This is a genomic window from Pseudomonadota bacterium, assembly GCA_018242545.1.
GTDB lineage: Bacteria > Pseudomonadota > Alphaproteobacteria > 16-39-46 > 16-39-46 > 16-39-46.
This window is the reverse complement of record JAFEBT010000032.1, coordinates 1-20,355: the sequence shown is the minus strand read 5'-3', so window position 1 is coordinate 20,355 and position 20,355 is coordinate 1. Positions and strand designations below refer to the sequence as shown.

Annotated in this window: 16 protein-coding genes; 11 read left to right on the top strand and 5 right to left on the bottom strand. The window is 37.0% G+C overall.

The window, feature by feature from the left end:
* Positions 1 to 197: 197 nt before the first annotated feature.
* Positions 198 to 1,610, bottom strand: coding sequence for an MFS transporter (locus JSS34_05245; protein ID MBS0185730.1), 1,413 nt, complete (start codon positions 1,608 to 1,610; stop codon positions 198 to 200).
* A gap of 487 nt (positions 1,611 to 2,097) precedes the next feature.
* Here JSS34_05245 and JSS34_05240 point away from each other — a divergent pair, with 487 nt between their 5' ends.
* The 6 genes from JSS34_05240 (at position 2,098) to JSS34_05215 (ending at position 10,576) form a co-directional block, all read left to right on the top strand.
* Entirely contained in the window at positions 2,098 to 2,916 is an 819-nt protein-coding gene (locus JSS34_05240; protein MBS0185729.1) for a hypothetical protein, read from the top strand.
* A gap of 11 nt (positions 2,917 to 2,927) precedes the next feature.
* Positions 2,928 to 3,761: a hypothetical protein gene (locus JSS34_05235; protein ID MBS0185728.1), complete on the top strand. Its 834-nt coding sequence runs from the start codon at positions 2,928 to 2,930 to the stop codon at positions 3,759 to 3,761.
* 236 nt (positions 3,762 to 3,997) lie between these two features.
* Positions 3,998 to 5,926 carry a hypothetical protein gene (locus JSS34_05230; GenBank protein ID MBS0185727.1) on the top strand — a complete coding sequence of 643 codons (1,929 nt, stop codon included), beginning with the start codon at positions 3,998 to 4,000 and terminating at the stop codon, positions 5,924 to 5,926.
* A 198-nt stretch (positions 5,927 to 6,124) separates the two neighbouring features.
* The gene (locus JSS34_05225) at positions 6,125 to 8,461 is read left to right on the top strand and encodes a hypothetical protein (protein ID MBS0185726.1); all 2,337 of its coding nucleotides are present in this window, start codon (positions 6,125 to 6,127) and stop codon (positions 8,459 to 8,461) included.
* A gap of 170 nt (positions 8,462 to 8,631) precedes the next feature.
* Positions 8,632 to 9,861: a UbiH/UbiF/VisC/COQ6 family ubiquinone biosynthesis hydroxylase gene (locus tag JSS34_05220; protein ID MBS0185725.1), complete on the top strand. Its 1,230-nt coding sequence runs from the start codon at positions 8,632 to 8,634 to the stop codon at positions 9,859 to 9,861.
* Positions 9,854 to 10,576: a hypothetical protein gene (locus JSS34_05215; GenBank protein ID MBS0185724.1), complete on the top strand. Its 723-nt coding sequence runs from the start codon at positions 9,854 to 9,856 to the stop codon at positions 10,574 to 10,576. The genes JSS34_05220 and JSS34_05215 overlap by 8 nt, the downstream gene beginning before the upstream one ends.
* 286 nt (positions 10,577 to 10,862) lie before the next feature.
* Here the strand turns inward: JSS34_05215 and phoU are convergent, their stop codons facing one another.
* The 4 genes from phoU to pstC are packed head-to-tail and all read right to left on the bottom strand — an operon-like array spanning position 10,863 to position 14,854.
* Positions 10,863 to 11,537 (bottom strand): phosphate signaling complex protein PhoU, encoded by a 675-nt coding sequence (phoU, locus tag JSS34_05210; GenBank protein ID MBS0185723.1) that lies wholly within the window; start codon positions 11,535 to 11,537, stop codon positions 10,863 to 10,865.
* Between the two features lie 13 nt (positions 11,538 to 11,550).
* On the bottom strand, positions 11,551 to 12,309 hold the full coding sequence (locus JSS34_05205) for a phosphate ABC transporter ATP-binding protein (protein ID MBS0185722.1): 759 nt from the start codon (positions 12,307 to 12,309) through the stop codon (positions 11,551 to 11,553).
* 42 nt (positions 12,310 to 12,351) lie between these two features.
* The gene (gene pstA, locus JSS34_05200) at positions 12,352 to 13,656 is read right to left on the bottom strand and encodes a phosphate ABC transporter permease PstA (protein MBS0185721.1); all 1,305 of its coding nucleotides are present in this window, start codon (positions 13,654 to 13,656) and stop codon (positions 12,352 to 12,354) included.
* Positions 13,649 to 14,854 carry a phosphate ABC transporter permease subunit PstC gene (gene pstC, locus JSS34_05195; GenBank protein MBS0185720.1) on the bottom strand — a complete coding sequence of 402 codons (1,206 nt, stop codon included), beginning with the start codon at positions 14,852 to 14,854 and terminating at the stop codon, positions 13,649 to 13,651. The genes pstA and pstC overlap by 8 nt, the downstream gene beginning before the upstream one ends.
* Positions 14,855 to 15,157: 303 nt before the next feature.
* Between pstC and JSS34_05190 the strand changes: the two genes are divergently transcribed.
* The 5 genes from JSS34_05190 to JSS34_05170 all read left to right on the top strand — a co-directional run.
* Positions 15,158 to 16,621 carry a DASS family sodium-coupled anion symporter gene (locus JSS34_05190; protein MBS0185719.1) on the top strand — a complete coding sequence of 488 codons (1,464 nt, stop codon included), beginning with the start codon at positions 15,158 to 15,160 and terminating at the stop codon, positions 16,619 to 16,621.
* A 22-nt stretch (positions 16,622 to 16,643) separates the two neighbouring features.
* Positions 16,644 to 17,273 carry an amino acid transporter gene (locus tag JSS34_05185; protein MBS0185718.1) on the top strand — a complete coding sequence of 210 codons (630 nt, stop codon included), beginning with the start codon at positions 16,644 to 16,646 and terminating at the stop codon, positions 17,271 to 17,273.
* A gap of 123 nt (positions 17,274 to 17,396) precedes the next feature.
* Positions 17,397 to 17,978: an AAA family ATPase gene (locus tag JSS34_05180; GenBank protein ID MBS0185717.1), complete on the top strand. Its 582-nt coding sequence runs from the start codon at positions 17,397 to 17,399 to the stop codon at positions 17,976 to 17,978.
* Complete coding sequence (locus JSS34_05175) at positions 17,926 to 19,113, top strand: AAA family ATPase (protein MBS0185716.1); 1,188 nt, start codon at positions 17,926 to 17,928, stop codon at positions 19,111 to 19,113. Before JSS34_05180 ends, JSS34_05175 begins: the two co-directional genes overlap by 53 nt.
* 83 nt (positions 19,114 to 19,196) lie before the next feature.
* Positions 19,197 to 20,355, top strand: a 1,159-nt coding sequence (locus JSS34_05170) for an AAA family ATPase (GenBank protein MBS0185715.1), incomplete at its 3' end; no start/stop codon positions are given.

Below are 20,355 nucleotides of genomic sequence, written 5' to 3'. Positions count from 1 at the left end.
CATTTAAAAGAACAGCCATATGAACATAGAGCATCAAATCAAAATATTCGAGAAATGTCCCAATTTGTAAAAGCCCAACGGCTTCTTTTTGTGTTCGGGTTAAAGAAGATAGAAATGCCATTTATGCCTCTTTCAATTTTTGTGAAATTTCAAATGTTAAAAACATTCAATTTTATCAGGAAGTTTTCATACCATACTTACTTTTCAACAATTTTTTGATAATTTAAGGGGGGATCAAAAATAGGAGATATTTTTTGGGATGAATGATCTTTTCTAAAAAAGAAGACGATCTGTTTTAAAAAGGATGTTTTTGTAATTTTTTCTATGCGTTCATAGTGATGAACACCCCATAAAAAACTTAATGTAATGGGTGGCAGAATCACATAGAGACCCCATACGCCTAAGAGCTCTGTTATATAAACCAATCCAAATGACGTCACAACAGCCATTAAAGAACGTGACATTGCATACATAAAACTAATATATGTAAATCTTTTAAAAACAGGAAAATGGGTAACAAGAATAGCAACGGCTGGAACACCGCCTAACCCAAACATTGCCCCAATTATTTGGATAAAAAAGATAGTTGAAGGTGTTGGAGAATTTGAAAGGAGAAAGGGAAGAAGACAGACAAAAGGAAAATAGATAAGAGCTCTAAACTTAAGAATTTTCATAGGGTAAATTCTATAACTTAAAAAAACAGCAATCCCCATTCCGATTAATTCAATGATAGAAACAATAAAATTTTGATAAATAATTGCGTCCGGAGAAAATCCCATACGCTTTAAAAGATCACCACAATAAATATAATTAAAATAAAGACTTAATGCTGTCCCTGAAGCAATAGCAAAATAGGCAAATATCGTTTTCCAATTAACTTTTTCTCGATTTAATGTTTCTTGTATGGCAATTAATTTTTCCGTTTTTTCATGTGTTTGATCTTTCACTTCTTCAATTGCCCTTTTTATGCGCCGTCTCATATCGACGAATTCCTGTGTTTCACGAAGACGTGTCCGGGCCACCGATCCAACCACAGCAATGGCAGCCCCAATCCAAAAACCATTCCGCCAATTAAATCCTTGGGTGGTTACAAGCATTGCGACCCCAAGTGCCACAACTGTTCCAATACGAGACGCACATGCAATTAGGCCAACCGCAGGATATCGAACGGGGGGCTTGGTAATTTCAGCCATATAAATTTCAGCCCCAATCACCTCACCCATGGAGGATAAGCCTTGTGCGACTCTACAAAGTGTTACGAGCCAAGCTGCTGTAATACCAATTTGAGCATAAGTTGGAAGGGACGCCATAATAATACAAGAAATGGCCATGATCATCGTCGTCATAATAACAGTCGTTTTACGTCCTAAACGATCTCCAATATACCCAAAAAAGAGGGCCCCAAAGGGCCTTAAAAGATATGTTGAGCAAAAAGCAAAAGCTGTTAAAAGAGAGGCTGTTTTAGGGTCTGTTTTTGGAAAAAAAAGATCATTCAAAAGAACAGCCATATGAACATAAAGCATCAAATCAAAATATTCGAGAAATGTTCCAACTTGTAAAAGCCCAACGGCTTCTTTTTGAGTACGATTTAGGGACGACAAAATTGCCATTCTAATTTCCTTCACTGTTTAAAAATATTCTTCATTGTAAAATTTAAATCACTGTACAACCTTTATAAAAAAAATCAAACACTTTTAATTTATTTTTTAAAATATTCCTGATGTAGGATATATTTCACAAATGTTTTGTACTTTCTCTTCTTCGTTATTTTTTATTTAATCCTGCAGATTTTTAGAAGAAGCATATTCTTTGTAAATTTTTCACAATCACTTCCACAAAATAGAAATAATTACTGTCTATTCCTAAAAAAATATGTAAAATAAGGTTAGGCCCTTCTGGATAGGACCCTTGATCTTTGGCACTTTGGTTTCTAAATTTTGTGATCCCTCTTTACAAAGCTTTTTTTCTCAAATGAACCCTTTAAAAACTTTTTTTCACGCGTTAAAAAAATTTAAAAAAAAATCCTTATTGTTTTGCCCTTTTTGTCTCACACCTCAAGTTCTTAAGAAAAACGAGAGATGTATTTCTTGTAAAGAAATGATCCCTCAGTCTTTTTTTATACTGCCCTTTCAGCTCATATCATTTTATGACCCCTCGCAAAACAATTCAGACTCTTCTTTTAAAGAAGCTTATGAAACCACACTTTTAAAAATCTTTTTACAAGGAAATCTTAAAGAAAGTGGTCTTGACCTTTGCCCTTACGCAGAGAAATATCCCTCTCTTTATATTCTCTCAAAATTGAAAAAAAATACTTTAAAGCCTCTTTGTTATATTAAATTTGTGACAAATCCTTCTTCCAAACTTACATCTATTTCCTCGGCTTTTTTTTATATGCTCACGGAACAAAATTCTTCTCTTTCACATCTTGAAGCATTTTCTTATAGTACCCTTAAGAATTTTTCTTCTTTTAATCCCTTCTTTAAACGTCCACCCCTTGTTTTAAATTTATATCCTCTTGAAGGAATCCTCCTGAATATTCCTGAGTCTCTTGTGAATATTTTTGAACAAAATTCTCCCTCTTCTCTTTCAATCTTTTCGAGCTATATAAGGTCAACCACTGGCCTTTGGTTTGGAAGACGCCTTTTGACACTTCTTGAAGATGTTTTTCCCAAAATATTTTATACGAGTTTTAATTTTTCACAAGAAACTCTTCTCTCTTCTCGTTTAATCTCGGAGGCTTTTTTATGGATACTCCAAGAATGGGGATATCTTTCTTTCCCTTTAAAAACATCTTTTTTAAGGCGCTTTCTTACTGAAAATTTTAGGTTCTCAAAAAAATCATCTTCTCCTCTAAAGATAAAATCCAAATCCTTTCCAACTTTTGAAAAAAAAGCCCCCTCTTTTCATAATAAATAAGGAACACGCCCATGTCTGGTGAAATGCAAAAAATCATTCAAAAATTAGGCATCCTGACCCCTGATCAAAAAAAACCTGCAGAACCAACGCCCTCAAATTCAATTTCTTCTCCCTCTACCCCTTTAGAAACGAATTCGCCGCCCTCCTCTGCGGCACCAGAACCTGCAGCATCTTCACACGAGGCTGGCCCAGAATCTCCTGCATCAACACTTTCTTCCTTACCAAATGGTGTGCATGAAGTTAAGGACGCTCAAGGTCATGTTATTCAACGGATTCCTTTTAAAGAAGGAAAAATTAATGGAGCTTTAGAAACTTATAAAAATGGCAAATTAAGTCAATCCCTCTCTTATAAAGAAGGCATTTTAGATGGCCAGACATTGGGATATGATGATTCGGGACATTTAACACATAGAATGAATTATGAACAAGGTGAGCTTTCAGGGCTTTTTGAAATGTATTCCCATGGTGTTTTATTTCTTCAAGTTTCCTATCAAAAAAATTTAAAAGAAGGAGTTGAGAAAGCTTTTCGACTGACGGGAGAGCTTTTTTCTGAACGCTTTTTTGTCAAAGGAAAATTAAATGGTCTTTCTAAATTTTTTGGAGAAAATGGGCTCCTTCAACGAAGCGCTTTTTATAAAGATGACCTTTTATGGGGTGAGGTTGAAACTTTTTATTCCTCAGGTCATCTTTTAGAAAAGTCTACATATGTTAATAATCTTTTGGACGGAGAGTCCATTACATATTACGAAAATGGTAAAATTCTTCAAAAATCTTTTTATAAACAAGGAAAACTTATTGGTCAACCTCAACATTTCAATGAAAAAGGAAAAGAAATCAAAGCGTAAGAAAAGTCGTTTGTTTTTAAAGCATAAAATGATTTAATTTTATAAAAACTTGACTTACCTCATTAAAAAGATTATGAGATTCTAATGCTCTTATAAAAATATTTTCGAGACGCCTTAATATTTATACTATAAAACCCATATTTTAAAATCAGGTTAAAAAAATGAGATACTTAAGACACTTTTTACTTATTCTTCTTATTTCTTTTTTTGTCTTGTCAGCACAAGGCGTTAAATTGATGCCTCATATTTCTCACCAAGAAGTTGAAGATTTTATTGCTTTTACCAATGTAAAACCAAGTGTACTTCTTGATTTAAAGAGATTTCGCATACCCCTTATTTTAAAAGGTAAAACCCCTCAAGAACTTGATGCTCTTCGGGCCAGCTATTATGACGATTGTAAGGACCCAGATGAAGAAAAAGCAAAAGCGGCATTTATAAAACGTCATCCTGAATATAAAAAAACTCCTTTTCCTTTTTCACATTTTTACATGTGGCAAGCCCACGGTATTATCGAGCTTGCTTACTTTCTTGGAAAATGTGGCTATGTAAAGCGTGATGAAGATGTCTCAACCTATCGAGAAGCAATCTTAAGGGCCTTAAATGTTAAAATTATAAATAATCCTTTCTCTTTTGAACATTCAGAAGAAAGAGTTCTTTGGGAAAGCATGAAAGCTTCTGCCTATGTTTATTCAGGAATTATTAAAGGAGATATCGGAACACATGACCTTTATCAAGGGGCTCCTTCTCCTTTCCAAGAAGCATGCTCAGATTTTTTATCCGCATTGAGCGCTATAAATGAAAAAGGAGTTCCTCAGAGCCCAAAATCTATTAAGCTTTATCAAACAGCCCTTCTTATACAAAAGTATTCTGATTTAGGAAAAACAGAAGAAGAAGTCTTTAAAGAGGCTGAAAAAATTTCGAAAGAGCATGAAGAAGAAAGTGAACAGATGCAGCTGGTGCCTGATGTTCAAAGCTTTCAAACAAAAAGCGTAAAAGAAAATGCTTTTTTTGAAATTTTTGACAAGAATTTTGATAAAAAAATTAAGGAATCTATTGAAATAAATCTCACACAATGGAAACAAAAGTGCCTTGAAGTCTCTCCTAAGCCTTCCGCTTCTGAAGGCGCTGCCGCTGTCTTGCCTCAACCAATGGAAGTTGGTCCTAAAAAGCTCATACAAAAAGCCCTGCAAGGGGCTCTTGTCTCAGAAGTAGAAATCCAGAAAAAAGCCCGTCTTAAAAGACCTCTTTCTTCTGATGATGAAGAGGAAGAAGATAGTCATGAATCTAAAAGAGTTTCAATGTCTCCATCCTTAGAAAAGAAAGAAAATTCAGAACCAGATTCTGAAGAAGAAGCTCTAGAATCAGAGGGTGAAGAAGGAGACATTGCCTCAGAGAGTGAAGAGGCTGGCCCCTCATCACAAGAAAAAGGGACGCCTTTTCAGCGTTATGTAAGAGAGCACGCAGATCTAGCAAAAAAAGAAGCCGAAGAATGCCTTACTGAAAAAAAGAAAGGCAAATACATTGAAATTATAGAAGTTATGCGGAGAATTGTTCAATCTGAAAAAAGTCTAAAAGGAATTGATTTTAAGAAAACGGATTATAGAGTAATCAAACAGTATTTCAAAGAATGGGGAGTTGAAGAAATTGGATTAACTCTAACAACCTTCTTAAAGGGAAAATCTGAGACTGTTAACCGTCTTATTAAGAACAAGTACGAAGCAGAAATGAAGACCGGAAATTCGAAAAACGCTGTAAAATCCATTGCAAAAATGCTTGAGGATTTTGCAGCTCGCATTAAGCCTGGTCATCTTCTTAGATTTAAAAACCCAAGGATGGGAGGAATTTTTGTAAATAAGCAGCTTAACACACTAGGCTTAGCGCTGCCTGAGGCTGAAACTCCCATGGAGAAATTTTTAAGAGATCCTAAAAACAATGGTTTTCTGAATCGCTTAGTAAAACATCTAGTTAATAAAGAAGATCAACAAGGAAAGAAAAAAGGACAAAGAGCCTTATTAATTGAAGAATTTGAAAGACGTGTCGCTCAAAAAGCTGGAGGAAAGGTAAAAACGTACGCTTTTAAAAAAGGTTCTGGCCATGCGCGCCTAGGTCTCTATATGAAAAACATGAGAGAATATGGAACTATTAAACCAGAAATTCCTAAGTGAGAAGGCCTTATAAAAAATTGTTTTCTCAACGTATTATATTCTAGAGGTATTCTTATACTTAAGACAAAATGAACGATTTGTTTCACAAAAGAGCAATTTAAAATTCACAATATTTTAAAGTTGCTCTATATCATTTTTTATGAATTTATAAAGTTAAAGATTTGGAAATTATATTTTTAAAACCAAAATGAGAGAATCATGAGATATTTTTTATTCATTTTAATAACGTCTTTTTTTGCAAACTCCCTTGAAGGTGCGCGACATACACTCGAAGTTTCTGATGAGGAATTAGGAGACTTTATTATTCTAACAAATGCGAATAAAGGTATTCTCACAGAATTAAAAAACTATAGAATACCCAGTATTTTAGGAAATATGCCTGCAGAAAACCTTGATGCTCTTCGAGTCGCGTATTATGATGCATACAAAACTTTAGAGGAGGCAAAAGCTGAGACTGCTTTTAGAATCCGGCACCCTGAATATGAAGGACATGAGATCCCAAAGAGCCATTTTTGTATTAGTCGGGCCCATGGTATTTTAGAAATTGCCTATTTTCTTGGGGAACGCGGATATGTAAAGTATGGAGAAGAACTTGAGAGTTATCGAGAAGCGGTCATAACTGCTTTGAGGCGCCATATTATTGACAAATATTTTTTCTCTTCTTCAACTGAAAAACAAAAGATTTGGTCAAATTTAACATTAAATGCTTATATCTATTTAGGAATTATTGAAGGCGATCTTGGAAGATATGCTCTTTATGAAGAGGGCAGTCTTCTCCCAATACAAAATGCATGGGGGCATCTTGTTTCTGCAAAATCACACGCGTATGCAAGTCGATCTGGTCGAGCACTTAAATGCATAGACCTATACAAAGCAGCCCTCCTTATCAAAGGCTATGATTCTTTAGGCAAAACAAAAGACGAAGCGTATAAAGAAGCTGAACAAATCTGGGCCACCTATAATTTACCTCCTGCCAAAAGACCCCGTGTTTTACCTCAAAAGCAAGAACAAGAAGAGGAAAGAGAAGAAAACTTAGAGGACCAAACCTCAGAACCTAGAGAAAATCCTCCCGCAGATCCTATGGAAGAAGAGGCTCTTCCTGATCTTGAAGAAGAGGCTCCCGAAGAAGCTGCTGCAAATGCAACTGTGGGTGACGCAACCATAGCAGAAAATTCGGTTTTTATACGTAAGGATTCTCAATTTAATGATCGAATTAAAAATTTTGTGAGCACTTCCTTAGACGCATGGAGGCAAGAACATTCCGAAGCTCCTGAAGATACTCAAACACCTGCACTGCAGGGAGCAGACAATCTTCATCCAATGGACACCCACCCTGAGGAAAGTCTTCATCCTTCTTTAGGAACAAAAAAAATGACGTCTCAAGCGCATCAAGATCAAGATGACCCAGACGACGAGATGCCATTGCCAATGGGCAAAGGACAGCGCAAAAGAATTCTTTCTTCTGAGGACGAAGAAGATTCTGGCCAAACTGAGCAAAATCAAGGAAAAGAAGATGATTTTGAAGGCGATGGCCTCTTTGAAGAAGTATTTTCTTCAAAACCTCCAGCAGCTGCGTCTTTAAAAAAAGAAAAAAAGCCCCAAAATCCGAATAAAGACTTAATTGAGTTTATGCAAGCAAACAATGAGACACTCAAAGAAAAGGCGAGGTCATGGTATGCCTTAGGAGAAGGGTATGCACGGGTTGCCCATGAAATTGAATCGGAATTTTTTAGAACCACAAAGACGGAAAAAAAGTTTTCATCTCTAGATGCAGCAAGGACTAATATCAAACGTTTCCTTGGCGATTTAAATCCACGTCTTAAAGGTTCTCCTTTTCAACGCTATATGAAAGATAATGAAGAAAAAGTTAAAGAAGAAACCATACAATTTAAGCAAGAAAAAAGAGAAGGTGGTTCTAAAATTGTTATTAAAGAACTCATCTTTCATCTCATGCGGCATGAGAAAAATTATGAACAAGAAGGATTTAAGGATGATGATTATAAAATAATGAAAGAGTATTTAAAAAAGTGGGAGCTTGATGAAGAAACGCATTTAACACTTCCAACTTTTTTGACTCAAAGAGAAAAAGAAACCAATCCTCTTATTAAAAAGGTGTATCAAGAAAAAAAAGCACAAGGCCTGGATGATAAAGCGGTTGTTTCTGCTATTGCCAAAACGCTTGAAGAATTTTCTGAACAAAAGTTGGGGCACTCTTCTTTAAAATTTCATGATTTTACAGCTGCAAAGCGTTTTATAAATACACGACTTGAGCAATTAAAATTATCTCAGCTCTGTGTTGCCAGTGGGATGCATGCCTTTTTACTCGATGCTAAAAATATCCCTTTCATTGATAACCTCATAAAAGATTTTGTTAGAAGAGAAGATGAACATCGTGAAAAAGGGCAAAGAACATTATTTATGAATGAATTCAAAGAAGCTGTAAGCAAAAAAATCAAAGAGGCATGTACTTTTAATTTGAACACGCTTGCAGAGTATATGGAGAGAGTTCGGAAAAAAGGCACGATCAGAAAATAAGAATTTGTTTCAAAAATTCTTTTAACTCACATTTAATTTTACCATAATTGGTCTAAGGATGATTTAGAACATTTGATCTACACAGCAATTGAGGACTATGATAGGTTCTTTATAAAAGAAGCAACTTTTCCCCTCCGTTAACTTTAAAAATTATCCTCACGTTGTTTATCATGAACACATCCTTAAACTCTTTTGACGTAACCATCATTGGGGGAGGCGCTATTGGAGCTCTTTTTGCGCTTAGTCTCGTGCATGATTGTTTTCTTAAAAAAACACCTTCCTATAAAATTGCTTTAATTGATCAAACACCGCTTGAAACTCTTTTAAATCCAGCGACCGATGGACGAACCTTTGCGTTAACCACATCCGCTTATAGTCTTCTTCAAAAACTTGGAATTTGGGAAAAACTGGACGCAAAAGCGTCACCCATTTTAAACATTCTTGTCACAGAAGGAGCGCATCAAGAAGGTCTTCATTATGATCATGAAAGTGTCCAAAAACCTTTTGGCTATATTGTTGAAAGTTCTCTGCTTAGAAAAGAAATCTTTTTAAAATTACAAAGCTCCAAACAGATTACTTTTTTAACACCTACGAAGCTCGATTCTTTAAAAAGAGAAAAATCCCATATGGCTCTTTATCTTCAAGATGGCACATGCCTGACAACACGGCTTTTGGTGGGGGCCGATGGAAAAAACTCAAAAGTAAGAGAGCTCTTAGGCTTTGAGGTTTTTCATTTTCCCTACCCTCAACATGCACTTGTATGCCATTTTGCACACCCCTATCCCCATAGAGGCTGGTCCATTGAAGCTTTTTATCCAGAAGGCCCTTTTGCCATTCTTCCTTTAAATGGAAATGCTCATTTTCCTCATCAAAGTGGACTTGTATGGACATCTACCCCAGGAGAAATTAAAGAGCTTTCCGTCATGGCTGAAGAGGACTTTAATAAGCGTCTTTCAGAGAAACTTGATCTTCATCGTTATGGTTTTCCACGTCTTATAAGCAAACGATGGACATATCCCCTTTCTGCACATGTAACGCCGACATTTATATCTGAGCGCACTGTTCTTTTAGGAGATGCAGCCCACAGCATCCATCCTGTCGCAGGACAAGGCCTTAACCTTGGCATCCGGGATGTAGAAGCCCTCAGCTCAGAAATTTCAAAGGCTCTTTCTTTGGGCCTAGACCCTGGATCTTCTCTCTTTCTTGAAAATTTTCAAAAATCAAGACGTCTTGATATTTTAAGCCTTTTGGGAATTACGCATGGACTCATCCGTCTTTTTTCAAATCATTCAAAAATCTTAAAGTTTTTAAGAGAAAATGGGCTTCTTGTGATCGATTCTCTCCCGTCTCTTAAAAGATTTTTTGTCAACGAAGCCATGGGAAGAGCACCTAATGCCTGATTCTTTAAAAAATATATCATCTGCCCAAATGAACGGCCACGAAGACGCTGCCCAATTAACTTTAGATATTTTACCTCCTCCCCAATATGATATTGAAAAATTTATTGAAAGCCCTCTGAATGAGGAAGCCTTATCAGCACTTAAAGCATGGCCTCATTGGCCTTTTCCTATTTTATCTCTTTATGGTCCTAAAAAAAGTGGGAAAACCTATCTTGCGCATCTTTGGCAAAAACGGTCGGGGGCTGTTTTTATTGACATTGAAAAAGGTCGTGATCTTCTTTCATCAGATACACGAGAAACCGACTCTTCCAATTTTATTTTGGAAGACTTGACGATTTCCTCTGATACCGAAAAATTCCTTTTTGATTTTTATAATTGGATCCTCGAAAAAAAGAAATTTCTCCTTATTACGTCTTTAAGACCTCTCTCTCAAGAGACCTACACTTTAAATGATTTAAAATCTCGTTTTAAATCTTTAAGAGCCATTGAAATTAAAAGCCCCGATGAAACCCTTCTTTTAAAACTAATGCAGTTTTATTTTCAAGAGGCCCGTCTTTATGTGCGTGATGATCTTTTAAAATTTGCCCTTTTACGTCTCGAAAGATCTTTTGAAGCAATCTTAAATTTTTGTGAAACTCTTAACAAAACAGCTTTATCTACCCATAGTAAAATAACGCTTCCTCTGATCAAGACAATATTAGAAAAAGAACATTAAATAGAAACTAAGACGCTTTTTTAAAAATATCAAAGCCTATTTGGAGCATAAGCTTATAAAAAAATCGTCTCATTTAAATGATCCTCTTTAGAATTTTCTTGAAATTTAACCACTTTGTGGTTAAATTTCATTATAATCTATAAAAGAATGTGCGCATTCTTTCTTAGAAAAGTTTCCCAAAAATCTTCTGTTATTCCCATCTATGAAAATAGGTTTTAAGCCACATTAGAACCATTTTTTATTCTTTTTTGAAAGACATGGTTATTATTGGATTTTAAAAAATTCCTTACCGCCGACTTTCAGCCCAGAGCGTCCCATGCACAAGATAATGAATATGCTCTGCAATATTCGTTACATGATCTCCCATGCGTTCAATATTTTTGGCAATAAAAAGAATATGGATACAAGGACTAATGTTCCTTGGATCCTCCATCATATAGGTTAAAAGTTCGCGCACAAATCCATTATAGAGTTCATCAACTTCCTCATCTCTTTTCCAAATAGCATGGGCAGCTTTATCATCAAGTTGCGCATAAGCTTTTAAAACATCTCGGATCATTTCTTGAACCAGGCGCACAAGACGTGTCATGGAGCTTACATACTTAATTGGTCCCATTTGGTTAAGGGCGATGACCCGCCTTGAAACATTGACAGCATAATCCGCCATCCGTTCAAGATGGGTTGAGATTTTTAAAGCAGCCACAACATTTCTAAGATCGCTTGCAACGGGTTGTCTCAGCGCTAACAATCTCACAGCACGTGTATCAATCTTATTCTCAAGACGATCCACTTCAATATCTTTAGCAACAATCTCTTGAGCAAGTTGATTATCCCCTTTTGAAAGACATTCTAGAACCTTTTCAAGTTGCTCTTCTAAAAGCTGACCCATTTCAAGAATCATTGCCGTCAATTGGTTGAGCTCGTCGTCATACGACTTTACAATATGATCTGTAATTAACATTTTTACTTTCTTTCTACATACGTCCTGTCAGGTACCCTTGCGTTTTTTTATCCTTTGGATTTGTAAAGACTTCTCCTGTTTCTCCATATTCAACAAGAAAACCGGCATAAAAAAATCCAACAAATTGAGACACACGTGCAGCCTGTTGCAAGTGATGCGTGACAATAACAATTGTAAACCGTTCACGCAATTCATCAATAAGTTCTTCTATTTTTGCTGTTGCGATTGGATCAAGAGCTGAGCAAGGCTCATCCATTAAAATAACTTCAGGATTCACCGCAATGGCACGTGCAATACACAAACGTTGCTGTTGCCCACCTGAAAGACTCGTTCCAGATTCATGAAGGCGATCCTTTACTTCTTTCCAGAGCCCTGCTCTTTCAAGACTTTTTTCAACAATCGCATCAAGTGCACTTTTATTTTGGAAAAGACCATGGATTCGAGGCCCATAAGCGACATTATCATAAATTGATTTTGGAAAAGGATTTGGTTTTTGAAAAACCATTCCAACACGTGCCCTTAATTGCACGACATCCATAGATTTTCCATAAATATTATCCCCATCTAATAAAATAGAACCTTCAAGGCGGACCCCCTCAATCGTATCATTCATCCGATTAAGACATCTTAAAAAAGAACTTTTTCCGCACCCAGAAGGACCAATGAGCGCTGTCACTTGGTTGCGATAAATATTCAAAGAAATATTATGAAGCACTTGTTGGGCTTTATAAAAAAGATTTAAGTGATGCACTTGAATTTTAGGGTCTAACATTAATTCGTCTTTCGTCTAGATTTTTTTCCTCATGCTTTTCTTTTACCATCTTTTTTCAAATTTATGCTTTAAAAAAAGAGCAAACCAATTTAAGGCTCCTAAAATGCAAAGAAGAAATAAGATGGCTGCAGAACTGAGTTCATCAAACCCGCGCTCGGGACGCTCCACCCACTGATAGATTTCGACAGGAAGAACAGTCGCTGGGCTCAAAATTCCTTGAGGTTTTGCCGTAATAAAAGCCATCATTCCGACCATTAAAAGGGAAGCGCTCTCTCCCATTGCACGGGCGATACCTAAGATGGAGCCTGTTAAAATTCCAGGAATTGCAAGCGGGACAACATGATGAAAAACGACTTGAACCGAAGAGGCTCCAATACCACGGGCTGCATCCCGTATGGATTGAGGAATAGAACGAAGCGCAATACGCGAAGAGACAATCATGATAGGAAGGAGCATAAGACCTAATGTCAGCCCCCCCACAAGAGAAGAAGAACGGGGAAGTTTAAAAAAGTTTAAAAAGACAGAAAGCCCCAAGAGACCAAAAACAACAGAAGGAACCGCTGCCAAGTTATTGAGATTAATTTCAATCCAACGGCTCACACGTGAATCAGCTGAAAATTCTTCTAAATAGATGGCTGTTATAACACCAATTGGAAGTGAAAATAAGAGCGCAATTCCTAAAACATAAAGAGACCCAATAAGAGCACCATAAATCCCAGCCAATTCTGGTGTCTGGGAATCAGAAAACTTAAAAAATCCCCAATTAAAGCTCAATCGAACACCTTTTTCTTTTTGTAATTTTTCAAGCTGCTCGCATTGAAAATCCGTTAGTCTATAGGCTCTCTTATTTTTAATATCAGACCTTCTTTGGGAATGCTTTAAAAAAGCAGCCGCATCTTTTTGAGCAGGAACCCAGAGGACAACTGTCTGAGGAATTTCTTTTTGATTGAGTGTCTCTTTCAAAAGCATTCGAAGTTCTTTTTGGGCAAGAAGGCTATAGAGACTTTGAATCTGGCGTATTTGCGCCGGCTCCCCAATCATGGGATAAGTAGCATTCAGTGATTCCTTAAACACAAAAGATTTCTCCTTCAGAAAAGAAGGCGAAAGATTTAAAATTTTTGAGACAGGGACGGTCAATTTAAGTTCAACTTTTAAAAAAGCAGGAATTGACCAATAGATGATTGACCCTAATATTCCAAGAAGAAGCGCACATGAAAAAATAACTGAGATCTTTCCACAAGCAAGAAAAAAAGTATTGACGATTTTGCGACGCTTCAATAACCGAGGAGAAATCTCCAAAGGTTTTGGTCTAAAAATTGATGTGGGGGAAAGACCTGGTTTAGCCATACTTTTCCTTAAAGCTCCGCATTACTTTTAAGGCAATCATATTTAAACATAATGTAATAACAAAAAGAACAAGCCCTAAAGCAAAGGCCGCTAAGGTTTGAGGACTATTAAATTCTTGATCTCCTGTTAAGAGATTGACGATTTGAACTGTAACAGTCGTCACAGCTTTTAAAGGATTTCCCGTCATCTGTGCAGAAAGACCCGCAGCCATTACAACAATCATTGTCTCGCCAATGGCACGCGAAAACGCCAAAAGAACAGCGCCGACAATTCCTGGAAAAGCCGCAGGTAAAACAATATGGCAAATCGCCTCCGTTGAAGTAGCCCCCATTCCGAGAGCTGCTTCTTTTAAGGATTTAGGGACAGCTCTTATCACATCATCTGAAAGAGAAGAAATGAAGGGAATAAGCATAATCCCCATCACAATGCCAACACCAAGAGCACTTTCAGAAGAAACAGAGATGTTAAACAAATTTCCAATATTTTGAAGAAGGGGTGTAATCATAACAACAGCAAAAAAGCCATAAACAACAGTAGGAACACCTGCAAGCATTTCAAGGAATGGTTTGCAAACAGATCGCGTTGAAAGACGCGCAAATTCTGCCAAATAAATTGCCGAAAAAAGCCCCAAAGGAAGAGCAACGAGAAGCGCAATTCCTGTAATCAGAAGTGTTCCAGAAAACAGCGGCAAAATTCCGAAAGCTTGGGAAGGATTTTTTTTTGCCAGTTGAGGACTCCATTGCGGATTGAAAAAGAAATCTTTGAGAGAAACAATTTCAAAAAATCGCAAAGCATCAAATAAAAGAGACAAAATAATGCCCAGAGACGTTAGAATTGCAATGAGGGCCGTTATAAAAAAAAAGAATTTAACCAATCCCTCAATCACTTTACGTGCCTTAAAATTGGGTTTGATCCGTGAAGAAGCATAAAAAAAGCAGCACAGTGCAAGAAGATTTAAAAAAATCCAAGGAAAATAAGCTCTCATGTCCTCTGAGGCCCCAAATTCTATTGAAAAGGGTAAAAAAGAGAGAATAAGGATAAAAAGAGGAGGGAAAGAGGCCCAAAGAGCGACATAATAGCCATAATAAAGCGGAAGCTCCTTTAAAGATCCTTCGTTTTTAAGTTTTTTGGCATTTCTCTTTCCCATGAAAAATCCAAAAAAAGACCAAGCAACAATACATAATCCAAGAAGAAGCATTTTAAATCCCTGTTCCTATTCTTTACTTATATGAAATTTTCTTTTGGATCAAAAGAAAAAATTAAGAAAAAAAGGCCTATTTCTGAAAAAATAGATTTAGCTCACACCTTCTCCACAGCTCTTATAACTTAAAAAATCAGATGTTTTAATTTTATGTTTTTGATACACCTTCTGCCTACAGTATGTTATTAACTCTTTAAAAAATTCTTAAAATCATTTTTCTTTCTCTTGAATAAGATTGGATTTCATGGTTAAAAAAGAAAAGTCTCTTTTTTATCATTTTTTTAAAGAAAGCGTTTTTACATGTTAAAACTTTCTCAAATTTTTTCAAGAAAAAGAACGCGTCAGGATGTCCAACGGTGGACTGGGGCTTCCCTCGCGCCCTCTTTCGTTATTCTAATTATTGCTTTTGCTCTCTGGTTTATGCCGCCTCCGAGCGGTCTTGAGATTGGAGCTTGGCATCTTTTGATTATTTTCTTGGGAACAATTATTGGAATTATTTTAAAACCTCTTCCCATGGGCGCGATTGCAACGATTGGATTGAGTCTTTGCGTCATCACAAATTTGATTCCGCTTCAACAATCTTTATTAAGCTTTAGTTCGCCTATAGTATGGCTGGTTTTATCAGCTTTCTTCATAGCCCGAGGTTTCGTTAAAACGGGTCTTGGGTCACGTATCGCTTATTATTTTATGACTTTTCTTGGAAAAAACAGCCTTGGACTTTCTTACGGTCTTGTTTTAACGGATTTCTTATTATCTCCTGTGATTCCAAGCAACACGGCACGTGGGGGCGGTATTATTTTCCCAATTGTCCAATCACTTTCCAATGAATATGGAAGTTCTCCTTCTACAAACTCTCAACGAAAAATTGGTGCTTTTTTAACTCAAGTTGCTTTTCAATCAAACCTTGTTACAAGTGCCATGTTTTTAACAGCTTTCGCTGGAAATCCTTTGGCTGCAAAACTTGCAAAAGAAGTGGACGTTGTTTTGAATTGGGGAACATGGGCCATTGCAGGAATTGTGCCAGGCCTTGTTCATCTTGCTCTCTTGCCCCTTTTTCTTTTTTTCATTTACCCTCCAACATTAAAAAAGACACCTGAAGCTCCTCAACTGGCGCGTCAAAAGCTTAAAGAAATGGGACCTCTCTCTTTCCATGAAATTACAATGCTACTTATTTTTGCCCTTCTCCTTGTTCTTTGGATTTTTGGAGGTAATTTTGGCGTTGAACCCACAACAGCAGCCCTTCTTGGTTTATCTCTTCTTCTTTTTACGGGCGTCCTTTCGTGGGAAGACGTTCTGCAAGAAAAAGCGGCTTGGGACACATTTTTTTGGCTCGCAATTCTTCTTTGTCTTGCAGGCGCTCTTTCAGATCAGGGGATCATTAAATGGTTTGGAGCAGGCGTTGAAAACTTTATTGGACTCTTAAGTAAACCTGTTGCATTCAGTATTCTTGCGATTCTTTATTTTTATTGCCATTATTTCTTTGCAAGTGGAACAGCGCATCTGACGTCTCTTTATGTTATGTTCCTTATTGCGATTGTGAGTACCGGTGTCCCCGCGCCTCTGGCGGCCTTTGTTCTTGCTGTCTTTGCAAGCCTCTCTTCTGGATTAACCCATTATGGAACAGGGGCTGCTCCTGTCTTCTTTGGAGGAAATTTTATGCCGGTTCGGACCTGGTGGCGTCTTGGGTTCCTTTGTAGCCTTCTTACGCTCTTCGTCTGGGGTATTGTGGGAGGCGCTTGGTGGAAGTTTTTAGGGTATTGGTAACGGGTATGAAGAAGGCGAAGCTGTGCTTTTATCTTGGTGGATCCCTCTCTTAAAAGGATTTGGAACCGGTGCAAGTCTTATTATTGCAATCGGGGCTCAAAATGCTTTTGTTCTAAAACAAGGGCTTCTTAAAAATCATGTCTTTGTCACAGCTCTTATTTGTGCCCTGATTGACACACTTTTAATTGGGGCTGGTGTTGGAGGATTTGGAGAGCTTGTTTCTTTAAATCCTCTTTTTTTAACACTTACCACATGGGGCGGCGCTGCTTTTCTATTCTGTTATGGCGCGCGATCCTTCTACTCTGTCTTTTCAACTCAAACGCTTGATGTACGGGCCTCTTCAAAGCAGATTTCTCTTAAAGCTACGCTTCTCACTTTATGTGCTTTAAGTTTTTTAAACCCCCACGTCTATCTTGATACGGTTGTCCTTTTAGGAGGTATTAGCGCCCAATTTCAAGGAGAAGGACGCCTCTGGTTTGCCCTTGGGGCAATGACAGCTTCTTTTATCTGGTTCTTTACGCTTGGCTATGGCGCACGGTTTTTAACCCCTCTTTTTAAGAAACCAATTGCTTGGAAAATTTTAGATTTTCTAATTGGATGCACAATGTTTGGGATTGCCATTTCCTTACTCTATCCAGCTCTATGTTCTTGAAGTGTAAGATTAAAAAAATAATTAAACTTAAGCCCTAAATTCTCTTAATGTAAAAAAGTCTGTTTAAAGCGCATAAAATATATGATAAAAATCAGAAAATTTTACTTATAAAAAGGATGCTGTTTGATAAGACTCCCCATTGGACACAGTGATTCTAGAAGCATTATTGATGAAAAGTTTACCTTTTTTGATAAGACGCTCTTCATTAAAAAAGTAATTAATGAACGCGCGAAGGTTATTTTAATTACGCGCCCGCGTCGATTTGGAAAAACCCTCAATCTCACCATGCTTGAGTATTTTTTTGCCGAAAAAGTTTATTCTATTCCGACAAAAGGACTTTTTGACGGGCTTAAAATTTCTCGTGAGACTCTCTATGAAGAGTATCAGGGACAATTTCCTGTGATTTTTGTCTCTTTTAAAGATGTCAAAGCAGAGAGTTTTGAAAAAGCTTACGAACAGATCTCCTCACTTTTTATCCATCTTTATGCTGAATTTTCTTATCTTGAAAAGAGTGACTCTCTTTCAGAAACTCAAAAAGCTTTTTTTTGTCGGATTCTAATACGGGAAGGAGATAAATCGGATCTTATAAAAGCTTTGCAAGTTCTTATAGAATGCCTTTTTGCCCATCACAAAAGGAAGCCCATTGTCCTTATTGATGAATATGATACACCGATTCATTTTGGGTCTCATAAGGGGGTTTTATGATGAAATTCTCTCATTCTTTCGAAACTTTTACATTGCGAGTTTTAGAGATAATCCCTGTCTCTTTAAAGCTGTTCTTAAAGGGATATTAAATGTTGAACGGGAGAGTTTATTCCCTGATTTTAATCGCTCATTAGAAATCTCCTCTGTTTTAAGTTCAAAATTTAGCTCTTGTTTTGGATTTACGGAAAGTGAGATTGAAGAACTTTTAAATCAAGCGCATCACATTGAAAAAATGAAAGAGATTAAAGATTGGTATGAAGGGTACCATATGAACCACACCGTTGTTTATAGCCCTTGGTCGATGGTTAATTTTATTCAAAAAGAATGGGAACTGCGACCCTATTGGGTCGATAGGGCCGATAGTGGACTGATTAAAACACTTTTTGCAGATTCCCCCCCTTCTTTTAAAGATGAGATTGCGGATCTTCTTCAAGGAAAGAGGGTTGAAGAGATGATTGATGAAAATGTGGGGTTTTCAGAGGTGAACACGCCTCTCTTGATTCGAAGCTTGTTTTTGAAGACAGGATATTTAACAGCCTTACATTATCTCTATCTTCTTGGTGCTCCTCTCTGTCAGCTTGCCATTCCCAATAAAGAAGTAAGCTTTTTGTTTCAACGGATTATTGAAGGGTGGTTTGTCCAAAATTATGGTCTTGAATGGTATCAGCAGTTTTTAAATTCTCTTTTGACTGGGGATATAGAAAAGTTCTCCGCAGAATTAAAAGAGCTGATGGATCATACGGTGAGTATCCATGACACTGGAAGAAGTCCAGAGGCTTTTTACCATGGACTTATGATTGGGCTCACAGCAAGTCTGCATGGATCCCCCCTTTATGAAATCCGATCCAACCGTGAAAGGGGATCTGGCCGGTATGATTATGCGATTATAGCAAGAGAACCTCAGACGCTCAGTATTCTCATGGATTTTAAGCGGGTTCAGGAAGGGGAGGACAAAACGCTCTCTCCTCTTGAGAGGGAAGATTTACTCAAACAAACAGCCGAGGAAGCACTTATTCAAATAACGCAAAAAGCTTATTATGCCGAGATTCAACAACGCGGACTTACACGTCTTTTAAAAATCGGTCTTGCGTTTTCTGGGAAGAAGTTTTGTCTTGTGCATGAAATTTGTGAATGATCCTCATATAAAGATTCCGTTTAAGTTTAATTTAAGATATGATAAAAATCAGTAAACTTTATGTATGAAGAGGATACCCTTTTATGAGACTCCCGATTGGAGAAAGTGACTTTAGAACGATTATTGAGGAGAAGTTTAATTTCGTCGATAAAACCCTTTTTATTAAAGAAGTGATTGAGGAAGGCCCTAAAGTTATTTTGATTACGCGTCCGCGCCGATTTGGAAAGACCCTCAACCTTTCGATGCTTCAATATTTTTTTGCGCCTGAAGTGAGAGGTATTCCGACGAAAGGACTTTTTGAGGGGCTTAAGATTTCTCAAGAACCTCTCTATGAAGAATACCAGGGAAAAATTCCTGTGATTTCTCTTTCTTTTAAAGATGTCAAAGAAGATAGCTTTGAGAAGGCCTATGATAAAATTTACGAAATTATCGTAGGTCTTTATAAAAATTTTTCTTATTTACAAAAAAGCGATATTTTTTCTGAAGAGTTCAAATTTTTGTATAACTGTCTTTTAAAGAGAGAAGCAAATCAAGCACAACTTGAAAATTCTCTTAAAGAACTGACAGAATACCTGTTCGCGTATCATAAAACACCCCCTCTTATTCTTATTGATGAATATGACACTCCTATCCATGCGGGGTATCTTAATGGATTTTATGACAAAATTGTCTCTTTCTTCCGAAACTTTTTCAGTGTGAGTCTTAAAGATAATCCGTGTCTTTATAAAGCCGTTCTTACGGGGATTTTGCGTGTATCGCGGGAAAGTTTGTTTTCTGGCCTCAATCATTTAGAGGTCTATTCTGTTTTAAATTCCAAATTTAGCTCTTATTTTGGATTTACAGAAGGCGAGGTTGAAGGTCTTTTGCATCAAGCTCAGATGGATGACAAAATAACCGAGGTTAAGGATTGGTATAATGGGTATCACATGTCCGATGAAACGGTTTACAATCCGTGGTCAATTATTAATTTTATTCAAAAAGGAGGGGTGCTTCAGCCTTATTGGGTGAATACATCCGATAATGAGCTCATTAAAACACTTCTGACAGGATCAAGTTTTTCCTTCAAAGATGATTTTGAAGGACTTTTGCAAGGAACTTCAAGAGAGGAAACGATTGATGAAAACATTGTTTTTTCTGATCTGGATAAAGGGGATGAAAGTGCGATTTGGAGTTTGTTTTTGATGACTGGATATTTGACGGCTCTGAATCATCAAATAACCTTCAGAGGAGATTCTTTATGTC